This window comes from Rhodobacter sp. SY28-1 (genome assembly GCF_005222785.1).
GTDB lineage: Bacteria > Pseudomonadota > Alphaproteobacteria > Rhodobacterales > Rhodobacteraceae > Tabrizicola.
In genome coordinates this window covers 517517-536438 of the sequence record NZ_STGH01000001.1, presented here as the reverse complement: position 1 = coordinate 536438, position 18922 = coordinate 517517, and the positions used below count along the sequence as shown (strand labels likewise).

General features: G+C 65.4%; 18 protein-coding genes. 8 read left to right on the top strand and 10 right to left on the bottom strand.

From position 1 onward, the window contains the following. Positions 1-3: 3 nt before the first annotated feature. Complete coding sequence (locus tag E8M84_RS02685) at positions 4-402, bottom strand: OsmC family protein (RefSeq protein ID WP_137109627.1); 399 nt, start codon at positions 400-402, stop codon at positions 4-6. Between the two features lie 92 nt (positions 403-494). Here E8M84_RS02685 and E8M84_RS02680 point away from each other — a divergent pair, with 92 nt between their 5' ends. Beyond that, positions 495-917, top strand: a complete 423-nt coding sequence (locus E8M84_RS02680) for a GAF domain-containing protein (RefSeq protein ID WP_137109626.1) — start codon at positions 495-497, stop codon at positions 915-917. Further along, complete coding sequence (locus E8M84_RS02675) at positions 917-1240, top strand: hypothetical protein (RefSeq protein ID WP_137109625.1); 324 nt, start codon at positions 917-919, stop codon at positions 1238-1240. Before E8M84_RS02680 ends, E8M84_RS02675 begins: the two co-directional genes overlap by 1 nt. On the opposite strand, the gene E8M84_RS02670 is transcribed toward E8M84_RS02675, so the two are convergent. Then, positions 1237-1671: a DMT family transporter gene (locus E8M84_RS02670; RefSeq protein WP_137109624.1), complete on the bottom strand. Its 435-nt coding sequence runs from the start codon at positions 1669-1671 to the stop codon at positions 1237-1239. The genes E8M84_RS02675 and E8M84_RS02670 overlap by 4 nt on opposite strands. A 113-nt stretch (positions 1672-1784) precedes the next feature. Here E8M84_RS02670 and E8M84_RS02665 point away from each other — a divergent pair, with 113 nt between their 5' ends. Beyond that, the gene (locus E8M84_RS02665) at positions 1785-2693 is read left to right on the top strand and encodes a LysR family transcriptional regulator (protein WP_137109623.1); all 909 of its coding nucleotides are present in this window, start codon (positions 1785-1787) and stop codon (positions 2691-2693) included. A 2-nt stretch (positions 2694-2695) separates the two neighbouring features. Here E8M84_RS02665 and E8M84_RS02660 read toward each other — a convergent pair whose 3' ends face one another. Together E8M84_RS02660 and E8M84_RS02655 are read right to left on the bottom strand one after the other, a co-directional pair. Beyond that, the gene (locus E8M84_RS02660) at positions 2696-3421 is read right to left on the bottom strand and encodes a hypothetical protein (protein WP_137109622.1); all 726 of its coding nucleotides are present in this window, start codon (positions 3419-3421) and stop codon (positions 2696-2698) included. Between the two features lie 55 nt (positions 3422-3476). After that, complete coding sequence (locus E8M84_RS02655) at positions 3477-4667, bottom strand: glycosyltransferase (protein ID WP_170971827.1); 1191 nt, start codon at positions 4665-4667, stop codon at positions 3477-3479. A gap of 227 nt (positions 4668-4894) precedes the next feature. Here E8M84_RS02655 and E8M84_RS02650 point away from each other — a divergent pair, with 227 nt between their 5' ends. From E8M84_RS02650 to E8M84_RS02630, 5 genes are all read left to right on the top strand, one after another. Next, positions 4895-6052, top strand: coding sequence for an ABC transporter substrate-binding protein (locus E8M84_RS02650; RefSeq protein WP_137109620.1), 1158 nt, complete (start codon positions 4895-4897; stop codon positions 6050-6052). A 112-nt stretch (positions 6053-6164) separates the two neighbouring features. Continuing rightward, positions 6165-7151 (top strand): ABC transporter ATP-binding protein, encoded by a 987-nt coding sequence (locus E8M84_RS02645; RefSeq protein ID WP_137109619.1) that lies wholly within the window; start codon positions 6165-6167, stop codon positions 7149-7151. Further along, positions 7148-8089 (top strand): ABC transporter permease, encoded by a 942-nt coding sequence (locus E8M84_RS02640; RefSeq protein WP_137109618.1) that lies wholly within the window; start codon positions 7148-7150, stop codon positions 8087-8089. The genes E8M84_RS02645 and E8M84_RS02640 overlap by 4 nt, the downstream gene beginning before the upstream one ends. Continuing rightward, the gene (locus tag E8M84_RS02635; RefSeq protein ID WP_137109617.1) at positions 8079-8897 is read left to right on the top strand and encodes an ABC transporter permease; all 819 of its coding nucleotides are present in this window, start codon (positions 8079-8081) and stop codon (positions 8895-8897) included. The genes E8M84_RS02640 and E8M84_RS02635 overlap by 11 nt, the downstream gene beginning before the upstream one ends. Before the next feature lie 28 nt (positions 8898-8925). Then, a complete protein-coding gene (locus E8M84_RS02630; protein WP_137110808.1) occupies positions 8926-10350 on the top strand; it encodes a gamma-aminobutyraldehyde dehydrogenase in 1425 nt (474 codons plus the stop codon). A gap of 92 nt (positions 10351-10442) precedes the next feature. On the opposite strand, the gene E8M84_RS02625 is transcribed toward E8M84_RS02630, so the two are convergent. The 6 genes from E8M84_RS02625 to E8M84_RS02600 are packed head-to-tail and all read right to left on the bottom strand — an operon-like array spanning position 10443 to position 18787. Beyond that, the gene (locus E8M84_RS02625) at positions 10443-13040 is read right to left on the bottom strand and encodes a nitrate reductase (protein ID WP_137109616.1); all 2598 of its coding nucleotides are present in this window, start codon (positions 13038-13040) and stop codon (positions 10443-10445) included. After that, positions 13037-13366, bottom strand: a complete 330-nt coding sequence (nirD, locus tag E8M84_RS02620) for a nitrite reductase small subunit NirD (RefSeq protein ID WP_137109615.1) — start codon at positions 13364-13366, stop codon at positions 13037-13039. Before nirD ends, E8M84_RS02625 begins: the two co-directional genes overlap by 4 nt. Continuing rightward, complete coding sequence (nirB, locus tag E8M84_RS02615) at positions 13363-15789, bottom strand: nitrite reductase large subunit NirB (RefSeq protein WP_137109614.1); 2427 nt, start codon at positions 15787-15789, stop codon at positions 13363-13365. Before nirB ends, nirD begins: the two co-directional genes overlap by 4 nt. Positions 15790-15794: 5 nt before the next feature. Beyond that, positions 15795-16595, bottom strand: coding sequence for an ABC transporter ATP-binding protein (locus E8M84_RS02610; RefSeq protein WP_137109613.1), 801 nt, complete (start codon positions 16593-16595; stop codon positions 15795-15797). Between the two features lie 5 nt (positions 16596-16600). Continuing rightward, positions 16601-17485, bottom strand: coding sequence for a nitrate ABC transporter permease (ntrB, locus tag E8M84_RS02605; RefSeq protein WP_137109612.1), 885 nt, complete (start codon positions 17483-17485; stop codon positions 16601-16603). A 12-nt stretch (positions 17486-17497) separates the two neighbouring features. Next, entirely contained in the window at positions 17498-18787 is a 1290-nt protein-coding gene (locus E8M84_RS02600) for a CmpA/NrtA family ABC transporter substrate-binding protein (RefSeq protein ID WP_137109611.1), read from the bottom strand. Positions 18788-18922 lie beyond the last annotated feature (135 nt).

The window sequence follows — 18922 nt, the reverse complement described above, 5'->3', positions numbered from 1 at the left end:
GCCTCACGCCCGGCGGATGGTCCCGGTCAAGGGGACGGCGGCGGATAGAGTGTTCGAGATTGTCCCGTATTTCAGGATGTTGCGATGCAGAAGGTCAAGCCGCGCATCGCTTTCGGGCGTGTCGACCGTAATCTCATACCGAATCGCCGTCAGCTTTGGCGGCGCATCCTGCCGGTCGGCCTGCAAGGCCACGCGCATCCCGTTCAGCTGGAACTTCAGCGTCGGCAGCACCCGCTCCGCCCCCTTGATCATGCAGGCGGCCAGCGCCGAGAGCAAAAGCTCCACCGGGTTCAGCGCGTCCTTGCGGCCTTCCAGGTCGGTCGCCAACGAAACCTCGGCGCCGTGGCTGGTGGCCAGACTCCCCGTCGCATCTACCCGCCGTGCGCTGACTTCGTATTGCAAGACGTCCCCCGCATTGACACTGCCTGACTTGAACCGAGAATACCCGCACGCATTTCACCCGCCTTGATCAGGCGCAATTCCGGAGCCGGGCCTTGACCGCAATCACCGACCTTCACGCCCGCTGCGCCGCGTTGGGCACCCGGCTGTTCACCGTGACCAGGCTGGAGGAGGAGAAGGCGCTGTTCGCGCGGGTCTTCACCTCGCATCCGAAGGAATACCCGGTGTCGGGGACCAAGCCGATGGAAAAGGATGGCTGGTACGACACCACCATTGCCGGACGGCGGACCTTTGTCGCGAATACCCCGCCGGAATTCGCCAAGTATTTCTTCGATCACGCGCTGATCGTCTCCCTTGGCCTTGGCTCCTGCATCAACGTGCCGGTAGTGGATGGGGACCGGGTGCTGGGAACCGTGAACATCCTGGCCGAAGCCGGTCATTTCACGCCCGAGAAGCTTGCCGCCTATGAGGCACTGGTGGCCGCCGCCGCACCGGCGCTGGCGGCCGAGTTGCGCTGATGGCGAAGGAAATGACCCCGGTCGAGGCCTTCCTTGCCCCGCTGGCGAAGATCATCCGCAAGCATCGCGACGTTGAGGCCCTGGTGTTCTGGGGCGGGGTGGACGGCTGGGACTCCTCTCCGTCCGAGGCGCTGGAGGCCGAAGAGATCGTGTTCTACGCCGAGGGACTGTTGATCGACGGGTTCCACATGGACTGGACGCTCGTCGCCGAGGGTGAGGCTGTCGAGCACCTGCGGCTGTGCTTCTGGCAAGACGGTGCGCCGCCGCCGCCGATTGCCGCGCCGTGGAGGGTCGAGGCGGAGGGGCGCTGGCTGGCCGCCTAGGCCCACGACAGAATCAGCCCGGCCATCACCAGCCCGGCAGCGGCGATCCGGGTCGGCGTGATCTCGCGCGCGGTGACGCCAAGCGCGCCGGTCGCGTCGATCACCATCGCCGCGGTCATCTGGCCTAGGATCAGCGCCGCGACCATTGTCAGCACGCCAAGCTGCGAAACGCCCCAGACTGCGCTCAGGACATACCAGGCACCGAAGCAGCCGCCGATCAGCGTCCATGCCGGGACCTGCGGCAGTTTCAGGAAGGTCGCACCCTGCCCTTGTGCCATCGCGATCACGAAAAGGACGACGAACCCCACGCCAAAGGACACGGCTGCAGCAGGGACCGGGCCGCCGAGTTCGCGCGCCAGCGCAGCATTGACCGGCGCCTGCAAGGCAATGGCCACGCCACCCAGCACAACTGCCAACAATACCCAGAACATCCCCGCCTCCGTTTCGTTTTTCGCCACAAAGCCACAGCGGGAAGGACACCGCAACCCTTGCCATGTATCCATCTATCGGTCAGATAGTATCCTTGATCCTATCGTGGTTTCCGATGGCATTCACTCTGCGCCAGCTTCAATTCTTCGTCGGCGCCGCCGAGGCCGGGTCGGTGTCGGGGGCCGCGCGGGCCCTGTCGATCAGCCAGTCCTCGGTGACCGAGGCGATTCGCGGGCTGGAGGACGATCTGGGCGTGGTCCTGTTCGACCGGCAGGCGCGGGGCATCATGCTGACGCACAAGGGGTCAGCCTTCCTGCGCCATGCCCGGCAGATCCTGGCCGATGTGGCCACGGCGCGCACCACGTTCCAGACCGAGGCCGAAACCGCAAAGGGCCGCCTGTCGCTGGGGGTGACCAGCCTTGTCGCGGGATATGTGCTGTCGGACATCCTGCAACGCTATCGCCGCGCCTATCCCCAGGTCGAATTGACCGTGATCGAGGACAGCGGCGACTATCTGCAGCATCTGCTGATCGGTGGAGAGCTGGACGTGGCGGTCCTGCTGACCTCATCGGTCCACGACCGGATGGCGCTCAACGTGGAAACCCTGCTGGTATCGCCTTACCGGCTGTGGCTTCCCCTTGGCCATCCGCTCGCGCAGCAGGAAAGCATTGCGCTGGAAGAACTTGCAGGGTCGCCGATGATCCAGCTGATGGTGGACGAGATCGAGGAATCCACCCGCCGCCTGACCGCGGCCCTGCCGGTGAAGCCGCAGATCGCCTTCCGGACCCGCAGCGTCGAGGCGGTGCGGTCGCTGGTGGCGACCGGCGCGGGGCTAGCGATCCTGCCCAGCCTCGTCTACCGGCCCTGGAGCCTTGAAGGCGACCGGATCGAGATCCGGGATGTCTCGGGCGATCTGCCGTCGGTGCAGGTGGGTCTGGCCTGGCGCAAAGGGGCGCCACTGACCGTGCCGGCGTCGAACTTCATCCGGTCGGCGCAAAGCACCGCGGTGGTGCGGCCGGGGTAAGGCTACTTGGTGATCCGGAGATCGCAGCGAAAGCGTTGCTCGGTGCCGGTCCAAAGCGCCGGATCTGCAATCAGGAACAGGCCCTTGTCGCGGTCGGGGGACAGGGGCTGGTCTTCGGGATCGACATTGCGTCGCGGGCCGCTGTCGGCAAAGAGGCAGGCCTGTCCCACCGTCACGATGGTGTCGCCGCCCGGCACATCCGACAGCGTTCCATCGCCGTCGACCCCAGAGACCGGCGTGCCGCAGCCCTGGCCCAGCGTCCAGCCCCCACTTTTCGCCTTGTACAGAAAACCGCATGGCCCGGTGGCGAAGATCGGTGTCGGATCGCCTTCCCGCAGGCCGACGGCCGTGAGGGAAAGTGTGACGTTGCAGCCTTCGCTACACAACTGTTCCAGCGCCTTCTGGTCTATGCGTTTTTCCATCGCTGCCTGCCGTGACCGCGCATCAAGTGAAATGACAGCCCGCACCAAGGCGCCACTGCCCGATCGCGTGACCCGGCCGTTAGTGTCGGTCATCTCGCCCGGAAGGCCGGAGATCAGCTTTTCCAGACTGTCGATCCGGTCCTGCAGCTGGGCTTTTTCCTTCTCAAGCCCTGCCAGCCGCTTGTTGACACATTCCGCAAAGGCAACCAGCCCCTTCGGCACTTTGTTTTCGACCGTTGGTTCCTTGCAATCCTCGGCCCGGGCCGCGCCCGCTGCCAGCATCAGGAGGACAAGCATAACGCGCATCACTCAGTCCTCCCGCAAGGGCGACACTGACAGGCGTCCGGCGTCCGAAACCGACCTACCCAGACGCAGCCAGCCCCTTCGACGGTAATGGTCGGCCCGCGATTCGGGCAAGATGCTCCATCCGGCGTTGGAATTCCGGCAAGAAGCCATGGGCGCGCGAAAAAACCAGCGCATTGCGGCTGGCTGCAATGATGGCCGCCGGATCGCGCGCCAGATCGGCGATGCGGTCCGCCAGTGCCTTCGGATCGCCCAGCGGGGTGCCCCAGCCGGCCTTGGCTTCACCGTTCAGTCGTTCCCACATCCGGTTGTCATAGCTGACAACTGCCACCCCGCAGCCCATCGCCTCGATATAGGTGCAGGACGGGTCGGACTGCCGGTGACAACCGACGAAGATGTCCGCCTGAGTGCGGGTGAAAGGGACCAGTTCGGTTTCAAAGTCGATGGCTCCGTGCAGCCGGACGCGGCCCGGCTCCTTCAGCCGCTGGATGCCTGCCGCGATCTCGCCCTGCAACGCACCGGTGCCGAAGACGTCCAGGGTGAAGTCCACGCCCCGCTCGATCAGCCGCCGCGCCACCGGCAGCAGGTCCTGCGCGCCCTTCATCGGCTCCAGCCGGCCCGAGAAGATCAGCCGCAACGGCCCGTCAGCGGCACGCCATGCCTCACGCGCGGTCATTTCGGCTTCGGTCGCGAAAAGCTCGGGCGTCATGCGCCCGTCAAGATATAGCAGCGTGTCCGGGCACATCGGCGCATAAGTGTCATAGGCCGGATAGCCGTTTGCTTGCAGGGCAACAGCCGCCCGGAACGCCCGTTCGCGCCGCTTTTCCTGCTGCCGCAGCCAAAGCCCACCCTTCAGCCGCCCGAGCATCCCGCGACTGCGGTCCAGGCCAAGGATCTGCATCCGGGTTTCGAATGTGTATTCGATGACATAGACGATCTTCTGGCCGGGCTTCAGGTGATCCGTCAGGCCGAGGCAGCGGAAGTCGTCCCCGCCCGCATAAATCAGGTCGAACCCCTCCATATGCCGGGCGGTCAGTTCTTCGTCGGGGTCGAGAAGAACCAGGTCGAACGGCAACTCGCTTCGGTCATAGTCGCGCCCGAACGGGATCGCTGGCGCACCGCGCCGCAGGGCGACGGTGATGCGGGTTGACCAAAGAGCCTGCTGGACACGCATGCCTTCGACGAACTTTACGTCCAGACGCAGCCTGTTGCCGGTTTCGATCACCGGCGCGGGCGCGATCATCAACATGCTGGCCATCCACATTCTACAGGATCTTCCAAGTAACTAAGCAGCGTTCCAGCCCGCACAAGCAAGAAATCTCGAAACAATCCCGACTCGGAACCACACATCGGTAATGCCGATATCTGGCTTCAGTTTTTTGTTATTGTGAAAGTTTCGTGGCGACTTACGGTTTTTTCAAGTCCGCGAGAACGGACTCTCTGCGCATGCAAGAGACACACCAACGGGAGCCTGACATGAAACACCTCAGACTGATGGGAACAACGACCCTTGCGCTTATGACCGGACTGTCCCCGGTCCTGGCCCAGGTCACCGAAATCGGTGCGCCCGAGGGACAGGTGAACATCGTCGCCTGGCCGGGCTATATCGAGCGCGGCGAGACGGACAAGGCCTTTGACTGGGTCACCAAGTTCGAGGCCGCCTCGGGCTGCAAGGTCAACGTCAAAACAGCGAACACCTCGGATGAAATGGTCGCCCTGATGAACGAAGGCGGCTTCGACCTTGTCACTGCGTCGGGCGACGCCAGCCTGCGTCTGGTCGCTGGCGACCGGGTCCAGCCGATCAACATCGACCTGATCCCGTCCTGGTCCACGGTCGATGACCGTCTGAAGGATGCCCCCTGGCACACGGTCGACGGTGTGCACTACGGCGTGCCCTACATGTGGGGGCCGAACGTGCTGATGTACAACACGGAGGTTTTCAAGGAACCGCCGACCTCATGGAACGTGGTGTTCGAGGAAATGACCCTGCCCGACGGTCAGTCGAACAAGGGCCGGGTGCAGGCCTATGACGGCCCGATCCACGTCGCCGATGCGGCGCAGTACCTGATGTTCCACAAGCCGGAGCTGGGCATCACCTCGCCCTACGAGCTGAACGAAGACCAGTACAAGGCCGCGCTGGACCTTCTGCGCCAGCAGCGTGAGCTGACCAGCCGCTACTGGCACGACGCGTTCATCCAGATGGATGACTTCAAGAACGAAGGTGTCGTCGCCTCGGGGTCCTGGCCGTTCCAGGTGAACCTGCTGAAAGCTGAAGGCCTGCCGATCGCGTCCACGATCCCGCAGGAGGGTGCCACCGGCTGGGCCGACACGACGATGATGCATGTCGATGCGGCAAACCCGAACTGCGCCTACCTGTGGATGGAACATTCGCTGGCCTCGAACCTGCAGGCTGACCTGTCGGTCTGGTTCGGCGCGAACCCGTCGGTCCCGGCAGCCTGCACCGATGGCCGCGGGATGGCCACGGCGGAAAGCTGCACGGCGAACGGGCTGGACGATTTCGAGAAGATCCGGTTCTGGACCACGCCGGTGTCGAACTGCAGCCAGGGCGAAGGAGCTTGTGTGCCCTACTACCGCTGGGTGTCCGACTACATCGGCGTGATCGGCGGGCGGTAATCGCCCGTAAAAGGCCCCCGCTTCGCGGCGGGGGCATCTTCCTTTCTATGGTGGGGTTCGACCCCACCTTCTGCGCAAACGGTGGGGTGAAACCCCACCCTACGGATGTGTCATGACCGCTGCCGTCGAATTCCTATCCGTGTCCCGCCATTTCGGCCCGGTGAAAGCCGTCGATGGCGTCGACCTGACCATCGCCGAGGGCTCGTTCTTCGCCATGCTCGGGCCGTCCGGCTCGGGCAAGACCACCTGTCTGCGGCTGATCTCGGGGTTTGAAAAGCCAACGGGCGGCACGATCCGGATCTTCGGCGAGGATGTCTCGAACACCCCGCCACACCTGCGCAACGTGAACACCGTCTTTCAGGACTACGCGCTGTTCCCGCACATGAACGTGCGCGACAATGTGGCCTACGGGTTGATGGTCAAGGGCATGGGCCGCGCCCAGCGCCATGCGAAAGCGGAAGAGATGCTGGCGCTGGTCAAACTGGACGCCTACGGGGACCGCAAGCCTGCGCAACTCTCTGGCGGGCAGCGCCAGCGGGTCGCCCTTGCCCGCGCTCTGGTGAACGAACCCCGCGTGCTGCTGCTGGACGAGCCCCTCGGCGCGCTGGACCTGAAACTGCGCGAGGCGATGCAGGACGAGCTGAAGGCCTTGCAAAAGCGTCTTGGCCTGACCTTCGTCTTCGTCACCCACGACCAGCACGAGGCGCTGTCGATGGCCGACAGTCTGGCGGTGTTCAACGAGGGAAAGATCGCCCAGATCGGCACCCCGCAAGACATCTACGACCGCCCGGCAACCCGCTTCGTGGCGGATTTCGTCGGATCGTCGAATGTCCTCCCCCCCGATCTGACCCGCGCCCTCGGCGGCCCGGCGGAATGGGCGTCTCTCCGCCCCGAGGCTACCCGCCTTTCGGCCACTGGCCCGGTCAGCGGACCGGTCAAGGCGCTGCGCTACCTCGGTTCGGGCACCCGCGTGGTGATCGACGCGCACGGAACCGAGATCGCCGCCCTTGTCCCGGCGGGCCAGCCGGTTCCGGCGGAAGGCACGACCACCGCCTTTGCGTTTGAGCCTTCGGCCCTTCACCTGATGGGGACGAAGTGAGCTCGTCGCCCGCGATACTGCCCGCCAAGGGCCCTGCCGACCGGCTGACCGCCCTGTTCTGGCGGCACCCACGGGTGCTTCTGGCTATTCTCCTCACGCCGCCGCTCCTGTGGCTGGGCGTCGTCTACCTCGGCTCTCTTGCAGCGCTTCTTCTGCAGTCGTTCTACTCGATCGACGAATTCTCCGGGGTGGTGAAGGAAGAGTTCACCCTCAAGACCTATGCCGAGCTCTTGCGCCCGTCGAACTTCGACATCCTGCTGCGCACGGTCCTGATGGCTGCCGCCGTGACCCTGGCCTGCGCGGCGCTGGCCTTCCCCATCGCCTATTATGCCGCCCGCTATGCCAAGGGGCACTGGAAGGCCGCCTTCTACCTTGGCGTCATGCTGCCCCTGTGGTCCAGCTACCTGGTCAAGGTCTACGCCTGGAAGCTGATCCTTGCGAAAGAGGGCATCATCGGCTGGGCGGCTGAGCAGACGCATACCTCCTGGATCATCGACGGGCTGCTGTCGATCCCCGGGATGGAAGGGTCATCGCTGTCCACCTCGCCCCTCGGGACATTCATGGTCTTCGTCTACATCTGGCTGCCCTATATGATCCTGCCGATGCAGGCCTCGCTGGAAAGGGTGCCGAACTCGATGCTCGAGGCATCGGCCGACCTTGGTGCCAGCAGGGGACAGACGTTCCGCACCGTCATCCTGCCATTGGCCCTGCCGGGGGTGATCGCGGGGTCGATCTTCACCTTCTCGCTGACCCTGGGCGACTACATCATCCCGCAAATCATCGGCAATTCGGCCAATTTCATCGGCATGGCCGTCTACCAATTGCAAGGGACCGCCGGGAACATCCCGTTGGCCGCCGCCTTTGCCGTGGTGCCGATCCTCATCATGCTGATCTACCTCGCCATCGCGCGCCGCATGGGGGCTTTCGATGCTCTCTGACCGCTCGCCCCTCTCTCTTCGCGCTGCAGCGATCGGAGGCCTTCTGTTCCTCCATCTGCCGATCCTTTTGATCTTCCTCTACGCCTTCACGACCGAGGAACGCAGCTTTCAGTTCCCGCCCCCCGGCCTGACGACCCAATGGTTCGGCGTCGCCTGGAACGACCGGCCCGACATCTGGCCGCCCCTGTGGCTGTCGCTGAAGGTCGCCACCATCGCCACCGCAATCGCTTTGGTCCTCGGTACGCTTGTCGCCGCCGCGATGACCCGCACGGCGTTTTTCGGGCGCGACCAGATCAGCCTCTTGATCCTGCTGCCCATCGCCCTGCCCGGAGTGATCACCGGCATGGCGCTGCGGTCCGCCTTCGGGGTCATGGACATTCCCTTCAGCGTCTGGACCATCGTCCTGGGCCACGCGACCTTCTGCATTGTCATCGTCTACAACAACGCCGTCGCCCGCCTGCGCCGCCTGTCCGGCGGGATCATGGAGGCGTCGGCCGACCTTGGCGCCAACGCTTTCCAGACCTTCCGCCACGTCCTGCTGCCCAACATGGGCTCCGCCCTTCTCGCCGGGGGAATGCTCGCCTTTGCGCTCAGCTTCGACGAGGTCATCGTCACCATCTTCACCGCAGGCTCGGGCACTGAGTCGAAGACCCTTCCGATCTGGATGCTTGACGAGTTGATCCGTCCGCGTCAGCGCCCCGTCACCAACGTCGTCGCCATCGTCGTCTTCGCGGCCACGTTACTTCCCATTCTCGCAGCCTACTACCTCACCCGCGGCGGGTCCGAGACCGCCGGCATGGGCAAATAGGGAGACCCCCATGGACACACTTTCCAGCATCGACACCGCACTTCTTATCGGGTCCGCCTTCGAGGCCGGCCAGGAAACGAAGGAAGCCATCCTGAACCCCCGCACCGGCGGGCTGATCCTTGAGGTCCCCGAGGCCTCCACCGCCCAGGTCGACCGCGCCGTCGCCGCCGCCCGCAAGGCGTTCGAGGGCTGGTCCCGCACCACCCCCGCCGAACGTTCGGCTGCGCTTCTGACCATTGCGGACCGGATCGAAGCCGAAGCCGACGCTTTTGCACGGCTGGAAGCCCTGAATTGCGGCAAGCCGATCAACGCCGCAAGGAACGACGAAATCCCCGCCATCGTCGACTGCTTCCGCTACTTCGCGGGCGCCGTCCGCTGCATGACCGGCACTGTCGCAGGCGAATACCTCTCCGGCCACACCAGCATGATCCGCCGCGATCCTGTGGGCGTCGTCGCCTCCATCGCGCCGTGGAACTATCCCCTGATGATGATGGCCTGGAAGCTTGGCCCCGCCATCGGGGGCGGGAACACCGTGGTGTTCAAGCCCAGTGAGCAGACCCCGCTGACCGCGCTGAAACTGGCGCATATCCTGGCCGATGTCCTGCCCGAAGGCGTGGTAAACGTCATCGCGGGCCGCGGCCAGACGGTCGGCAGCTACCTAATCAACCACCCGCAGGTCGACATGATCTCGCTGACCGGGGATGTCGCGACCGGCAAGAAGATGCTGGATGCCGCCGCAAAGACGGTAAAGCGGACGCACCTCGAACTTGGCGGCAAGGCCCCGGTGATCGTGTTCGACGATGCCGACATCTCGGAAGTCGTCGAAGGCCTGCGCGCGTTTTCCTTCTACAACGCCGGTCAGGACTGCACCGCCGCCTGTCGGGTCTATGCCGGAAAGAAGATCTACGACAACCTCGTCGCGGACCTGACCTCCGCCGCTGCCTCGATCACCTTGGCCGCCGAGGACGACACCGCCAACGAAATCGGCCCCCTGATCAGCCAGCGCCAGCGCGACCGGGTCGCCAGCTTCGTCAACCGCGCGCGGGAGCTGAACCATGTGCAGGTGACGACGGGCGGCGAGGCGATGGACCAGGGCTTCTACTACAAGCCCACCGTCGTCGCCGGGGCCAAGCAGGACGACGAAATCGTCCGCCGCGAGGTCTTCGGGCCGGTTGTCTCCGTCACCCCGTTCACGGATGTGGACGAGGCGGTCAGCTGGGCCAACGACAGCGACTACGGCCTTGCCTCATCGGTCTGGACCCGCGACGTGGGCCGGGCAATGGCGACGGCGGCGCGACTGCGGTACGGCTGCACCTGGATCAACACGCACTTCATGCTGACCAACGAAATGCCGCACGGCGGGTTGAAGCAGAGCGGCTACGGCAAAGACATGAGCGCCTATGCGCTGGAGGACTACACTGTGGTCCGCCATGTGATGGTCAAGCACGGCTGACGCCTTCTCGTTCGACTTCGTCTCCTCGTCGGTTGACCCCGGCGAGGAGAGACGAGGTCATCGACGAGCATCCCAAGCGAGTTGGTCGCCGCCTACTCCGCCGCCTCTCTCCGCCCCTGTCCCTGCAACAGCGCCGCCAGCTCCGGGCGGCAGGACCCGCAGTTGGCCCCTGCGCCAAGAGCAGTGCCGAGGGCCTCTACGCTCAGGATGCCACGGTTGTGGATTGCGTCCAGGATGGTGTTCAACCCGACGTTCAGGCAGGCGCAGACGGTCGGGCCGGGGTCGGGACGGTCGGCTCCGGGCCTACCCGCCAGAGCATCCGCCGCGCCACGGCCCAGCAGATCGGCCAGGTGGCCGCGGGACAGTCGCACCGGGTCGGGCGAGACGAACAGCGCCCCGGTCAGCTGGCCGCCCTCGGTGAAGGCAAAGCGGTGGACGCCGCGCGCAGGGTCGGACAGTGCCATCGCGGGGGCGGTGCCGCCGAACAGGGCGCTGGCCCAGGCGGACCAATCCTCGGGCAGGCTGGACCCGGCGAGTTCCACCTGCAGGCCGCCCGCAACCCGACCCTTGGCCCAATAGTCGCAGTCCGGGGTCAGATCCTCCCGCGCCACGGCAAAACCGTACCAGCGCGCGGGAAAGGGGCGAATTGCCACGGCGGCGGACTTGCTGGCGGGCTGGCCCGAGACCGGATCGCACAGCCCCGGCACCAGCGCGTCGATCCGGCCGGTGGGCGCGGTCTGCCCGGTCCAATGCATCGGCGCGAAGGGATGGCCGGGGGCAACACGGTCGCTCACCAGAACCCGCAGGATGGCGCGACCCTGCGGGCTTTCCACCTCGGCCAGGGTTGCGGAGGCAAGGCCCAGGCGCTGGGCGTCCTTGGGATGGAGTTCCAGATAGGGTTCGGCAAGGTGCTGCGACAGCCGGGGGGCAAGGCCGGTGCGGGTCATCGTGTGCCACTGGTCGCGGATGCGGCCGGTGTTCAGGCGGAAGGGATGGGCCTCGGTCGCGTGGGCGGGCAGGCGGGCCGAGATTGGGATCATCCGGCCCCTTCCATCCGGGGTGTGAAAGCGGCCATCCCCGAAGAACCGGCGCCGCGTGCTGCGCCCGTGCGGCCAGGTCACTGGCGGAAGCGTGTCATACTCCGCCCCCGCAAGCCCAGAAATGTCGAAATCGCTGCCCTGCTCGGCGGCAACGGCAGAGAGCCGCGCATACTCGTCAAAAATCTCACCTGGCCCCGCCCAGTCGAACCCCTGGAACCCCATCCGCTGCGCGACCTGTGCCAGTTGCCACCAGTCGGGCCGCGCCAGCCCCGGCGCTGGCAGGAAGGCGCGCTGGCGGCTTATCATCCGTTCGGAATTGGTGACGGTGCCGTCTTTTTCGCCCCAGCCAGTGGCCGGGAGCAGGACATGCGCCAGCCGCGCCGTATCGGTGTCGGGCCAGATGTCGCTGGCCGCCACGAAGTCGCAGGCGGCGATGGCACGGGCCACTCGGTCCGCTTCGGGCATGGTGACGGCAGGGTTCGTGTGCAATATCCACAGCGCCTTGATCCGCCCCTCTTCCACCGCGCGGAACATGTCGACCGCCTTGAGGCCCGGCCTGTCGGCCATCCGAGGCGAGGCCCAGAAGCCCTGCACAGCCGCGCGATGGCCGGGGTTCTCCAGCTCCAGATGGCAGGCGAGCATGTTGACCAGACCGCCAACCTCGCGCCCGCCCATCGCGTTGGGCTGGCCGGTGACCGAGAACGGCCCCATCCCCGGCCGCCCGATCCGACCGGTCGCCAGATGGCAGTTGAGGATCGCGTTGACCTTGTCGGTGCCGGTGTCGGACTGGTTGATGCCCTGGGAATAGACGGTGACGACCTTCTGGGTCCCGGCCCAGAGCTCCAGGAAACGGTCCAGATCGGCGGGGGATAGCCCGGTGTCTTCGGCTCGGCTGGTCCGGGCAGCGGCGACAGCGGCATCGGCCCCGGTCAGGCGCGGCAGGAACTCCGCGCTGAAGCGGCCATGGTCGAACAGGTGGCACAGAAGAAGGTTGAACAGATGCCCATCCGCCCCCGGGGCCAGCGCCAGATGCAGGTCCGCCCCTTCGCAGGTCGCGGTCCGGCGCGGGTCGATGACGACTATCTTCGTCCCCCGCGCCGCCTTTGCCGCCAGAAGGCGCTGGTGCAGGACCGGATGGCACCAGGCGAGGTTGCTGCCGACCAGCACCACAAGGTCGGCCTCTTCCAGGTCCTCATACTGACCCGGCACCGTGTCCGACCCAAAGGCCCGCCGATGCCCCGCCACGCTGGACGCCATGCAGAGCCTTGAATTGGTGTCGATATTCGCGCTGCCGATGAAGCCCTTCATCAGTTTGTTGGCGACGTAGTAGTCCTCGGTCAGCAGCTGACCCGATACATAGAGCGCCACGGAGTCCGGCCCATGCGCCGCGATGGTTTCCGAAAACCGCGCGGCGATCAGGTCTAGCGCGCGGTCCCAACTGACCTCACGCCCCCCGACCCGAGGCGCAAGCAAACGACCATCATTCCCCAGTGTCTCCCCCAGCGCCGCACCCTTCACACACAGCCGCCCCCGGTTCGCCGGATGGTCCGGATCGCCCGCAATGTGCACCCGGCCCGCAGCATCCCGCGAGGCCAGCACTCCGCAGCCGACACCGCAATAGGGACAGGTGGTGCGGACGGCAGCGGTCATGCAGCCGACCGCCGGGCAAGGAAAGCCGCGTCCAGCAATACCCGCCCGCCTTCCACCCGCACTGCATGGGTTTTCACCTGCCAGTCGTCCGTGCCTTGCCCGGTCGTGAGATCAAACACCGCTGCATGCAAAGGGCAGGTGACGGAGGTGCCATGCACGATCCCCTCGGACAGCGGGCCGCCTTTGTGGGGGCAGCGGTCGTCGATGGCAAAAACCTGATCATCGGCGGTGCGAAAGACCGCGATACAGCCACCTTGGGTTTTCACCACCCGCGCGCCTTGGCGGGGGATGTCGTCGAGGGCTGCGATGTCGATGAAGTGGCTCATTCGGCGGCCCTCAAGGTCAGGTCTGCAATCGGAGCCCAATCCGCCGGGGTGGCGGCATGTTCGGCCCAGGGGTCGGTCTGGTAGACGGACTGGCTGAGTATGAAGCGGTCGTACAAGGCGCGCCGCGTCACCGGGTCAGCGACCTGCTCCTGGCACCAATCCAGCCCGACCTTCGCCACCCATTTGTAGATCCGGTGCAGGTAGCGCGCGTTCTCACGGTACAGTTGAGTGAACGCCGCCACCACTTCCAGCACCTCGGCCTCGGTCGAGGCCTTGCGCAGGAACTCGGTCTCCTTCACGTCCATGCCCGCCGCCCCCGCCACGCTGATCTCATAGCCGCTGTCCACACAGACCACCCCGATGTCCTTGCAGGTCGCCTCGGCGCAGTTCCTCGGACAGCCCGACACCCCCAGCTTCACCTTGGCCGGAGTCCATGAGCCCCACAGAAGCTTCTCCAGCTGGATGCCCAGCCCCGTCGAATCCTGCGTGCCAAAGCGGCAGAACTCCGATCCCACGCAGGTCTTCACTGTCCGCAGACCCTTGGCATAGGCATGACCCGACACCATCCCCACTGCGTTGAAGTCGGACCAGATCGCCGGAAGGTCCTCTTTCCGCACGCCCAGCAGGTCGATCCGCTGCCCCCCGGTGACCTTGATCATCGGCACCGCATAGCGGTCCGCCGCATCGGCAATCGCCCGCAGTTCGGCGGCGGTCGTGACACCCCCCCACATCCGGGGTACGACCGAATAGGTCCCGTCCTTCTGGATGTTGGCGTGGTTGCGTTCGTTGACGAACCGCGACTGGCGGTCGTCGCGGTACTCCAAGGGCCAGTCGGACAGCAGGTAATAGTTCAGCGCGGGACGGCACGAGGCGCAGCCGCCCACCGTCTTCCAGCCCAGCTCCTGCATCACCGCGGGGATCGACTTCAACCCCTGCGACTTGATCAGCCGCCGCACGTCCTCATGCGTGTGGTCGGTGCATTTGCACATCGGCGGATTGGCATTGGCAGTGAACCCGTCGCCCAGAGTCAGCGCCATGACCTGCTCCACCAGCCCGGTGCAGGTGCCGCACGAGGCACTGGCCTTGGTCTGCGCCCGCACCAGATCCAGCGTCACAGCCCCGCCCTCGATGGCATTGACGATCTTGCCCTTGCAGACGCCGTTGCAGCCACAGATTTCCGCCTCAGGCGGCAAGGCTGCAACGGCTGCCAAAGGGTTTGCGGATGCCCCCCCGGCAAAGGCAGGGCCGAAGATCAGCGTGTCGCGGATGTCAGACACATCCTTCTTCTGCTTGATCAGGTCAAAGAACCACGACCCGTCGGCGGTGTCGCCGTACATGACAGCGCCGATCAGATGCTCGCCTTCCAGGATCAGCCGCTTGTAGACCCCGCGCCCCGGATCGCGGAACACGATGTCCTCGCGCCCCGGGCCTTCGGCAAAGTCGCCCGCGCTGAACAGGTCGACGCCGGTGACCTTCAGCTTGGTCGCGGTCTGCACCGGCTTGAACGCAGTCTCTTGCCCCAAAAGGGTCGCGGCCAGGACCTTGGCCTGATCGTAGAGGGGGGCGACGAGGCCGAAGAGCTGCTTGTCATGTTCGACACATTCGCCCAGCGCGAAGATCGCCGGGTCAGACGTGCGCAGCTGCTCGTCCACCGTGATGCCACGCCCGACCTCCAGATGCGCGTCATTGGCAAGGCGCACTTCGGGCCGGATGCCGACGGCCATGCAGACGAGGTCGGCGTCGTAGACCGTCCCGTCCTCCAGCAGCACCGCCTCGACGTGATCCTTGCCAAGGATCGCCTTGGTCGCGCCCTTGCAATGGACACGGATGCCCCGCGCCTCCAGGTCCTTCTGCAAGAGATACCCAGCCGCCGGGTCCAGTTGACGTTCCATCAGATGGCCCATCAGGTGGATCACTGTGACCTCTGCCCCGCGCGCCGCCATGCCCGCCGCGGCTTCCAGCCCCAGAAGGCCGCCGCCGATCACCACGGCCTTGGCACCCGGACGGCTGGCCGCGATCATCGCGTTGGTGTCTTCCAGGTCGCGGTAGGTGCAGACGCCTTTCAGGTCTTTCCCCGGCACCGGGATGATGAACGGGGCCGAGCCCGTGGCGATGACCAGCGCGTCGTAGGGGACTCCACCTTCAGCCGAATAGACCACCCGGTTTTCCCGGTCGATCTTGACCACCGACTCGCCAAAGCGGCAGTCGACGCCGTGGCTTTCGTACCATGCCGCGTCATGGGTGACGATCTGCTCATAGGTCTTTTCGCCCGACAACACCGGCGACAGCATCAGCCGGTTGTAGTTGCCGCGCGGTTCGGCGTTGAACAGGGTGACATCAAAATCGCCGCCCGCGTCAAAGATCTGCTCCAGCATCCTGCCCGAGGCCATGCCCGCGCCGATCACCACAAGTCTCTGTTTCATATCACTTACTCCGCCGCTTCGACGAAACGGTGACGTTCGTACAGGAACCGCAGCACCGCCTCGCGGGCGCGGACGTAGTCGGGGTGGCTGGCCAAGGCGATCCGGTCGCGCGGGCGGGGGATGGCGACGGGGAGCACCTCTCCGATGGATGCGGCGGGTCCGTTGGTCATCATCACGATGCGGTCGGCCAGAAGCACGGCTTCGTCAACGTCATGGGTGATCATGATCATCGTGTTCTTCAGCCGAGCATGGATATCCATCACCGCGTCCTGCAGATGCGCCCGGGTCAAGGCATCCAGTGCGCCGAAGGGTTCGTCCAACAAGAGGATCTTCGGTTCCATCGCCAGCGCGCGGGCGATGCCCACCCGCTGCCGCATCCCGCCCGAGATTTCGCCGGGCCGCTTGTCGGCGGCATGGGTCATCTGCACCAGGTCCAGGTTCTGCATGATCCAGTCGTGCCGTTCCGCCTTGGTCTTCGTCGCGCCAAAGACCTTGGTCACCGCCAGCTTGACGTTGTCATAGACCGACAGCCAGGGCAGCAGACTATGGTTCTGGAACACTACCGCGCGGTCGGGGCCAGGAGCATTGACTTCCCGCCCTTCCAGCTTGATCGCGCCCGTGGTGACGTCGGTCAGCCCGGCGACCAGGTTCAAAAGCGTGGACTTGCCGCAGCCGGAATGGCCGATGATCGACACGAACTCACCCTTGTCGATGGTCAGCCGGATATCGGCCAGAACCTCGGTCGTCTTCGCGCCCTTCGAGAAGCTTTTGAAGACGCGGTCGATCTTGAGATAGCTTTGATCCATGGCCCCTACTCCGCCGTTCCGCGCGACACGACGCGCCCGATCCAGCCGACCAGCCGGTCCAGGATGAACCCGGTCACCCCGATGTAGACCAGTGCGACGATGATGTCGGTCAGGCGGCTGGAGTTCCACGCGTCCCAGATGAAGAACCCGATGCCGACGCCGCCGGTCAGCATTTCTGCCGCGACGATGGCAAGCCAGGAGAGGCCGACCCCGATGCGCAGCCCCGAAAAGATGTAAGGCGCGGCCGAGGGGACCATGATCTTCCAGAAGAACTCGATCTGGTTCAGCCGGAGGACAGCGGCCACGTTCCGGTAATCCTGCGGAATGGCGCGCACCCCGGCGGCGGTGTTGATGATGATCGGCCAGATCGCGGTGATGAAGATCACGAAGATCGCCGAGGGGCGGCTGTCCATGAACGCCGCCAGGCTGATTGGCAACCAGGCCAGGGGCGGCACCGTGCGCAGGACCTGGAAGATCGGGTCGAACCCCCGCATCATCAGCGCCGACTGACCCAGCACCGCACCGACCAGCACGCCGACCACCGCCGCCAGCCCAAACCCGTACGCCACCCGTTCCAGCGAGGTCAGCACCCGCCAGCCCAGGCCTATGTCCTGGGACCCGTAGACGAAGAACGGGTCGAGGATAAGCTCGCGGCTCTGCTCCCATACATCGGTGGGGGCAGGGAGACCCGAACCTCCACCTGAAAAGGCGACCTGCCAGATCACCAGAAGCAGGGTCATCACCACCACCGGCGGGGCGACCCGTTCCGCAAGGAGGCGGCCCAGACCGGCCAGCCGCAGCTTTGGCCGGGCGACCACGGGCAGGGGCAGGACCTGTCCCGCCGATGGCGCAGTAGGAACCTCGCGGGGTTTCAGCGCAGTCACAGACATCGCCCCGCCCCCTTATGCCATTGCCTTGATCGACAGGCTGTCGAGGTAGGCATCGGGGTTCGCCGGATCGAAACTCTTGCCGTCGAAGAAGGTCTCTACCCCCCGGCTGTCCCCAAACCCCGCCGTGTCGATCCCCAACCCAGCCGCCGCCAGCAGCCACAGATCGCTGCGGTTCGTCGCGTCGACCAAAGCCTTGGTGTCCAGATCGCCCGGCAGATACCCCCAGCGCTTGTTCTCGGTGATGAACCAGCTGTCCAGCGACTTCCACGGGAACGAGGTCGCCCCGCCCCGCCAGAACTTCATCGCCAGCGACGGGTCCGACACCATGCGCCCGTTGCCATAGTTGATGTCGCCCTTGATCCGCCCGATGATGTCGGCGACCGGCACGTTGTACCACTGACGCCGCCCGACGATTTCGGCCATCTCGTCCTTGTTTGCCGCGTCATCGCACCAGATCTGCGCCTCCATCACCGCCATCATCAGCGCGACGGTCGCATTGGGGTTCGCATCCACCCAGTCCGCCCGCATCCCCAGCACCTTTTCCGGATGCAGCTTCCACAGCTCACCCGTCGTCGCTGCGGTGAACCCGATGCCCTGGTTGACCAGCTGCTCGTTCCACGGCTCGCCGACACAGAAGGCCTCCATGTTGCCGACCTTCATGTTGGCCACCATCTGCGGCGGAGGCACCACGATCAGGTCGACATCCTTGGTCGGGTCGATCCCGCCCGCCGCCAGCCAGTAGCGCATCCACAGATCATGCGTGCCGCCCGGGAAGGTCATCGCCACCGGCACTTCGGCACCCGCAGCTTTCTTGGCCGCAAACACCTCTTTCAGGGGCGAGCTGTCCAGCCCCACCCCGGTCTCGGCATGGGCCTGCGCGACCGACAGACCCTGACAATCCTCGTTCAGGTTCAACAGCGTGTACATCGGCAAGGGCTGGTTGTTCTGCATCACGCTGCCGGTCGCATAAAGATGCACCTTGGGCCGCAGGATATGCCCGCCGTCGATCCCGCCATTGGCCGCGCCCAGCGCCATGTTGTCGCGCGTGGCCCCCCAGCTGGCCTGCTTTTCCACCAGCACATCCGGCATGCCGTGCTTGGCGAACAGGCCCTTCTCTGACGCGATGATCAGAGGCGCGCTGTCGGTCAGGGCGATGTAGCCCAGCTTGCAGCCGGTCACTTCGGGCGTGGCCGTTGCCGCCCAGGCGCCGCCCGGCAAGGCGAGTTTTGCGGCGGCGACAGTGGCGGCCAGATTGGCGGCGGATTTCAGGAAGGTGCGGCGTGAGGGAAGGGTCAGGGTCATCGATCAGGTCCTCTGGCAAGCCCCGGCAAAAGGGGGAGACGGCTGGGTTGAACGGCAAAAAGCCACCGCAATCGCCGACAGGTGTCGGGATCGGTGGCGTCGTTGCCATAGCGGGGAACCGCATCCTTGCGGTGA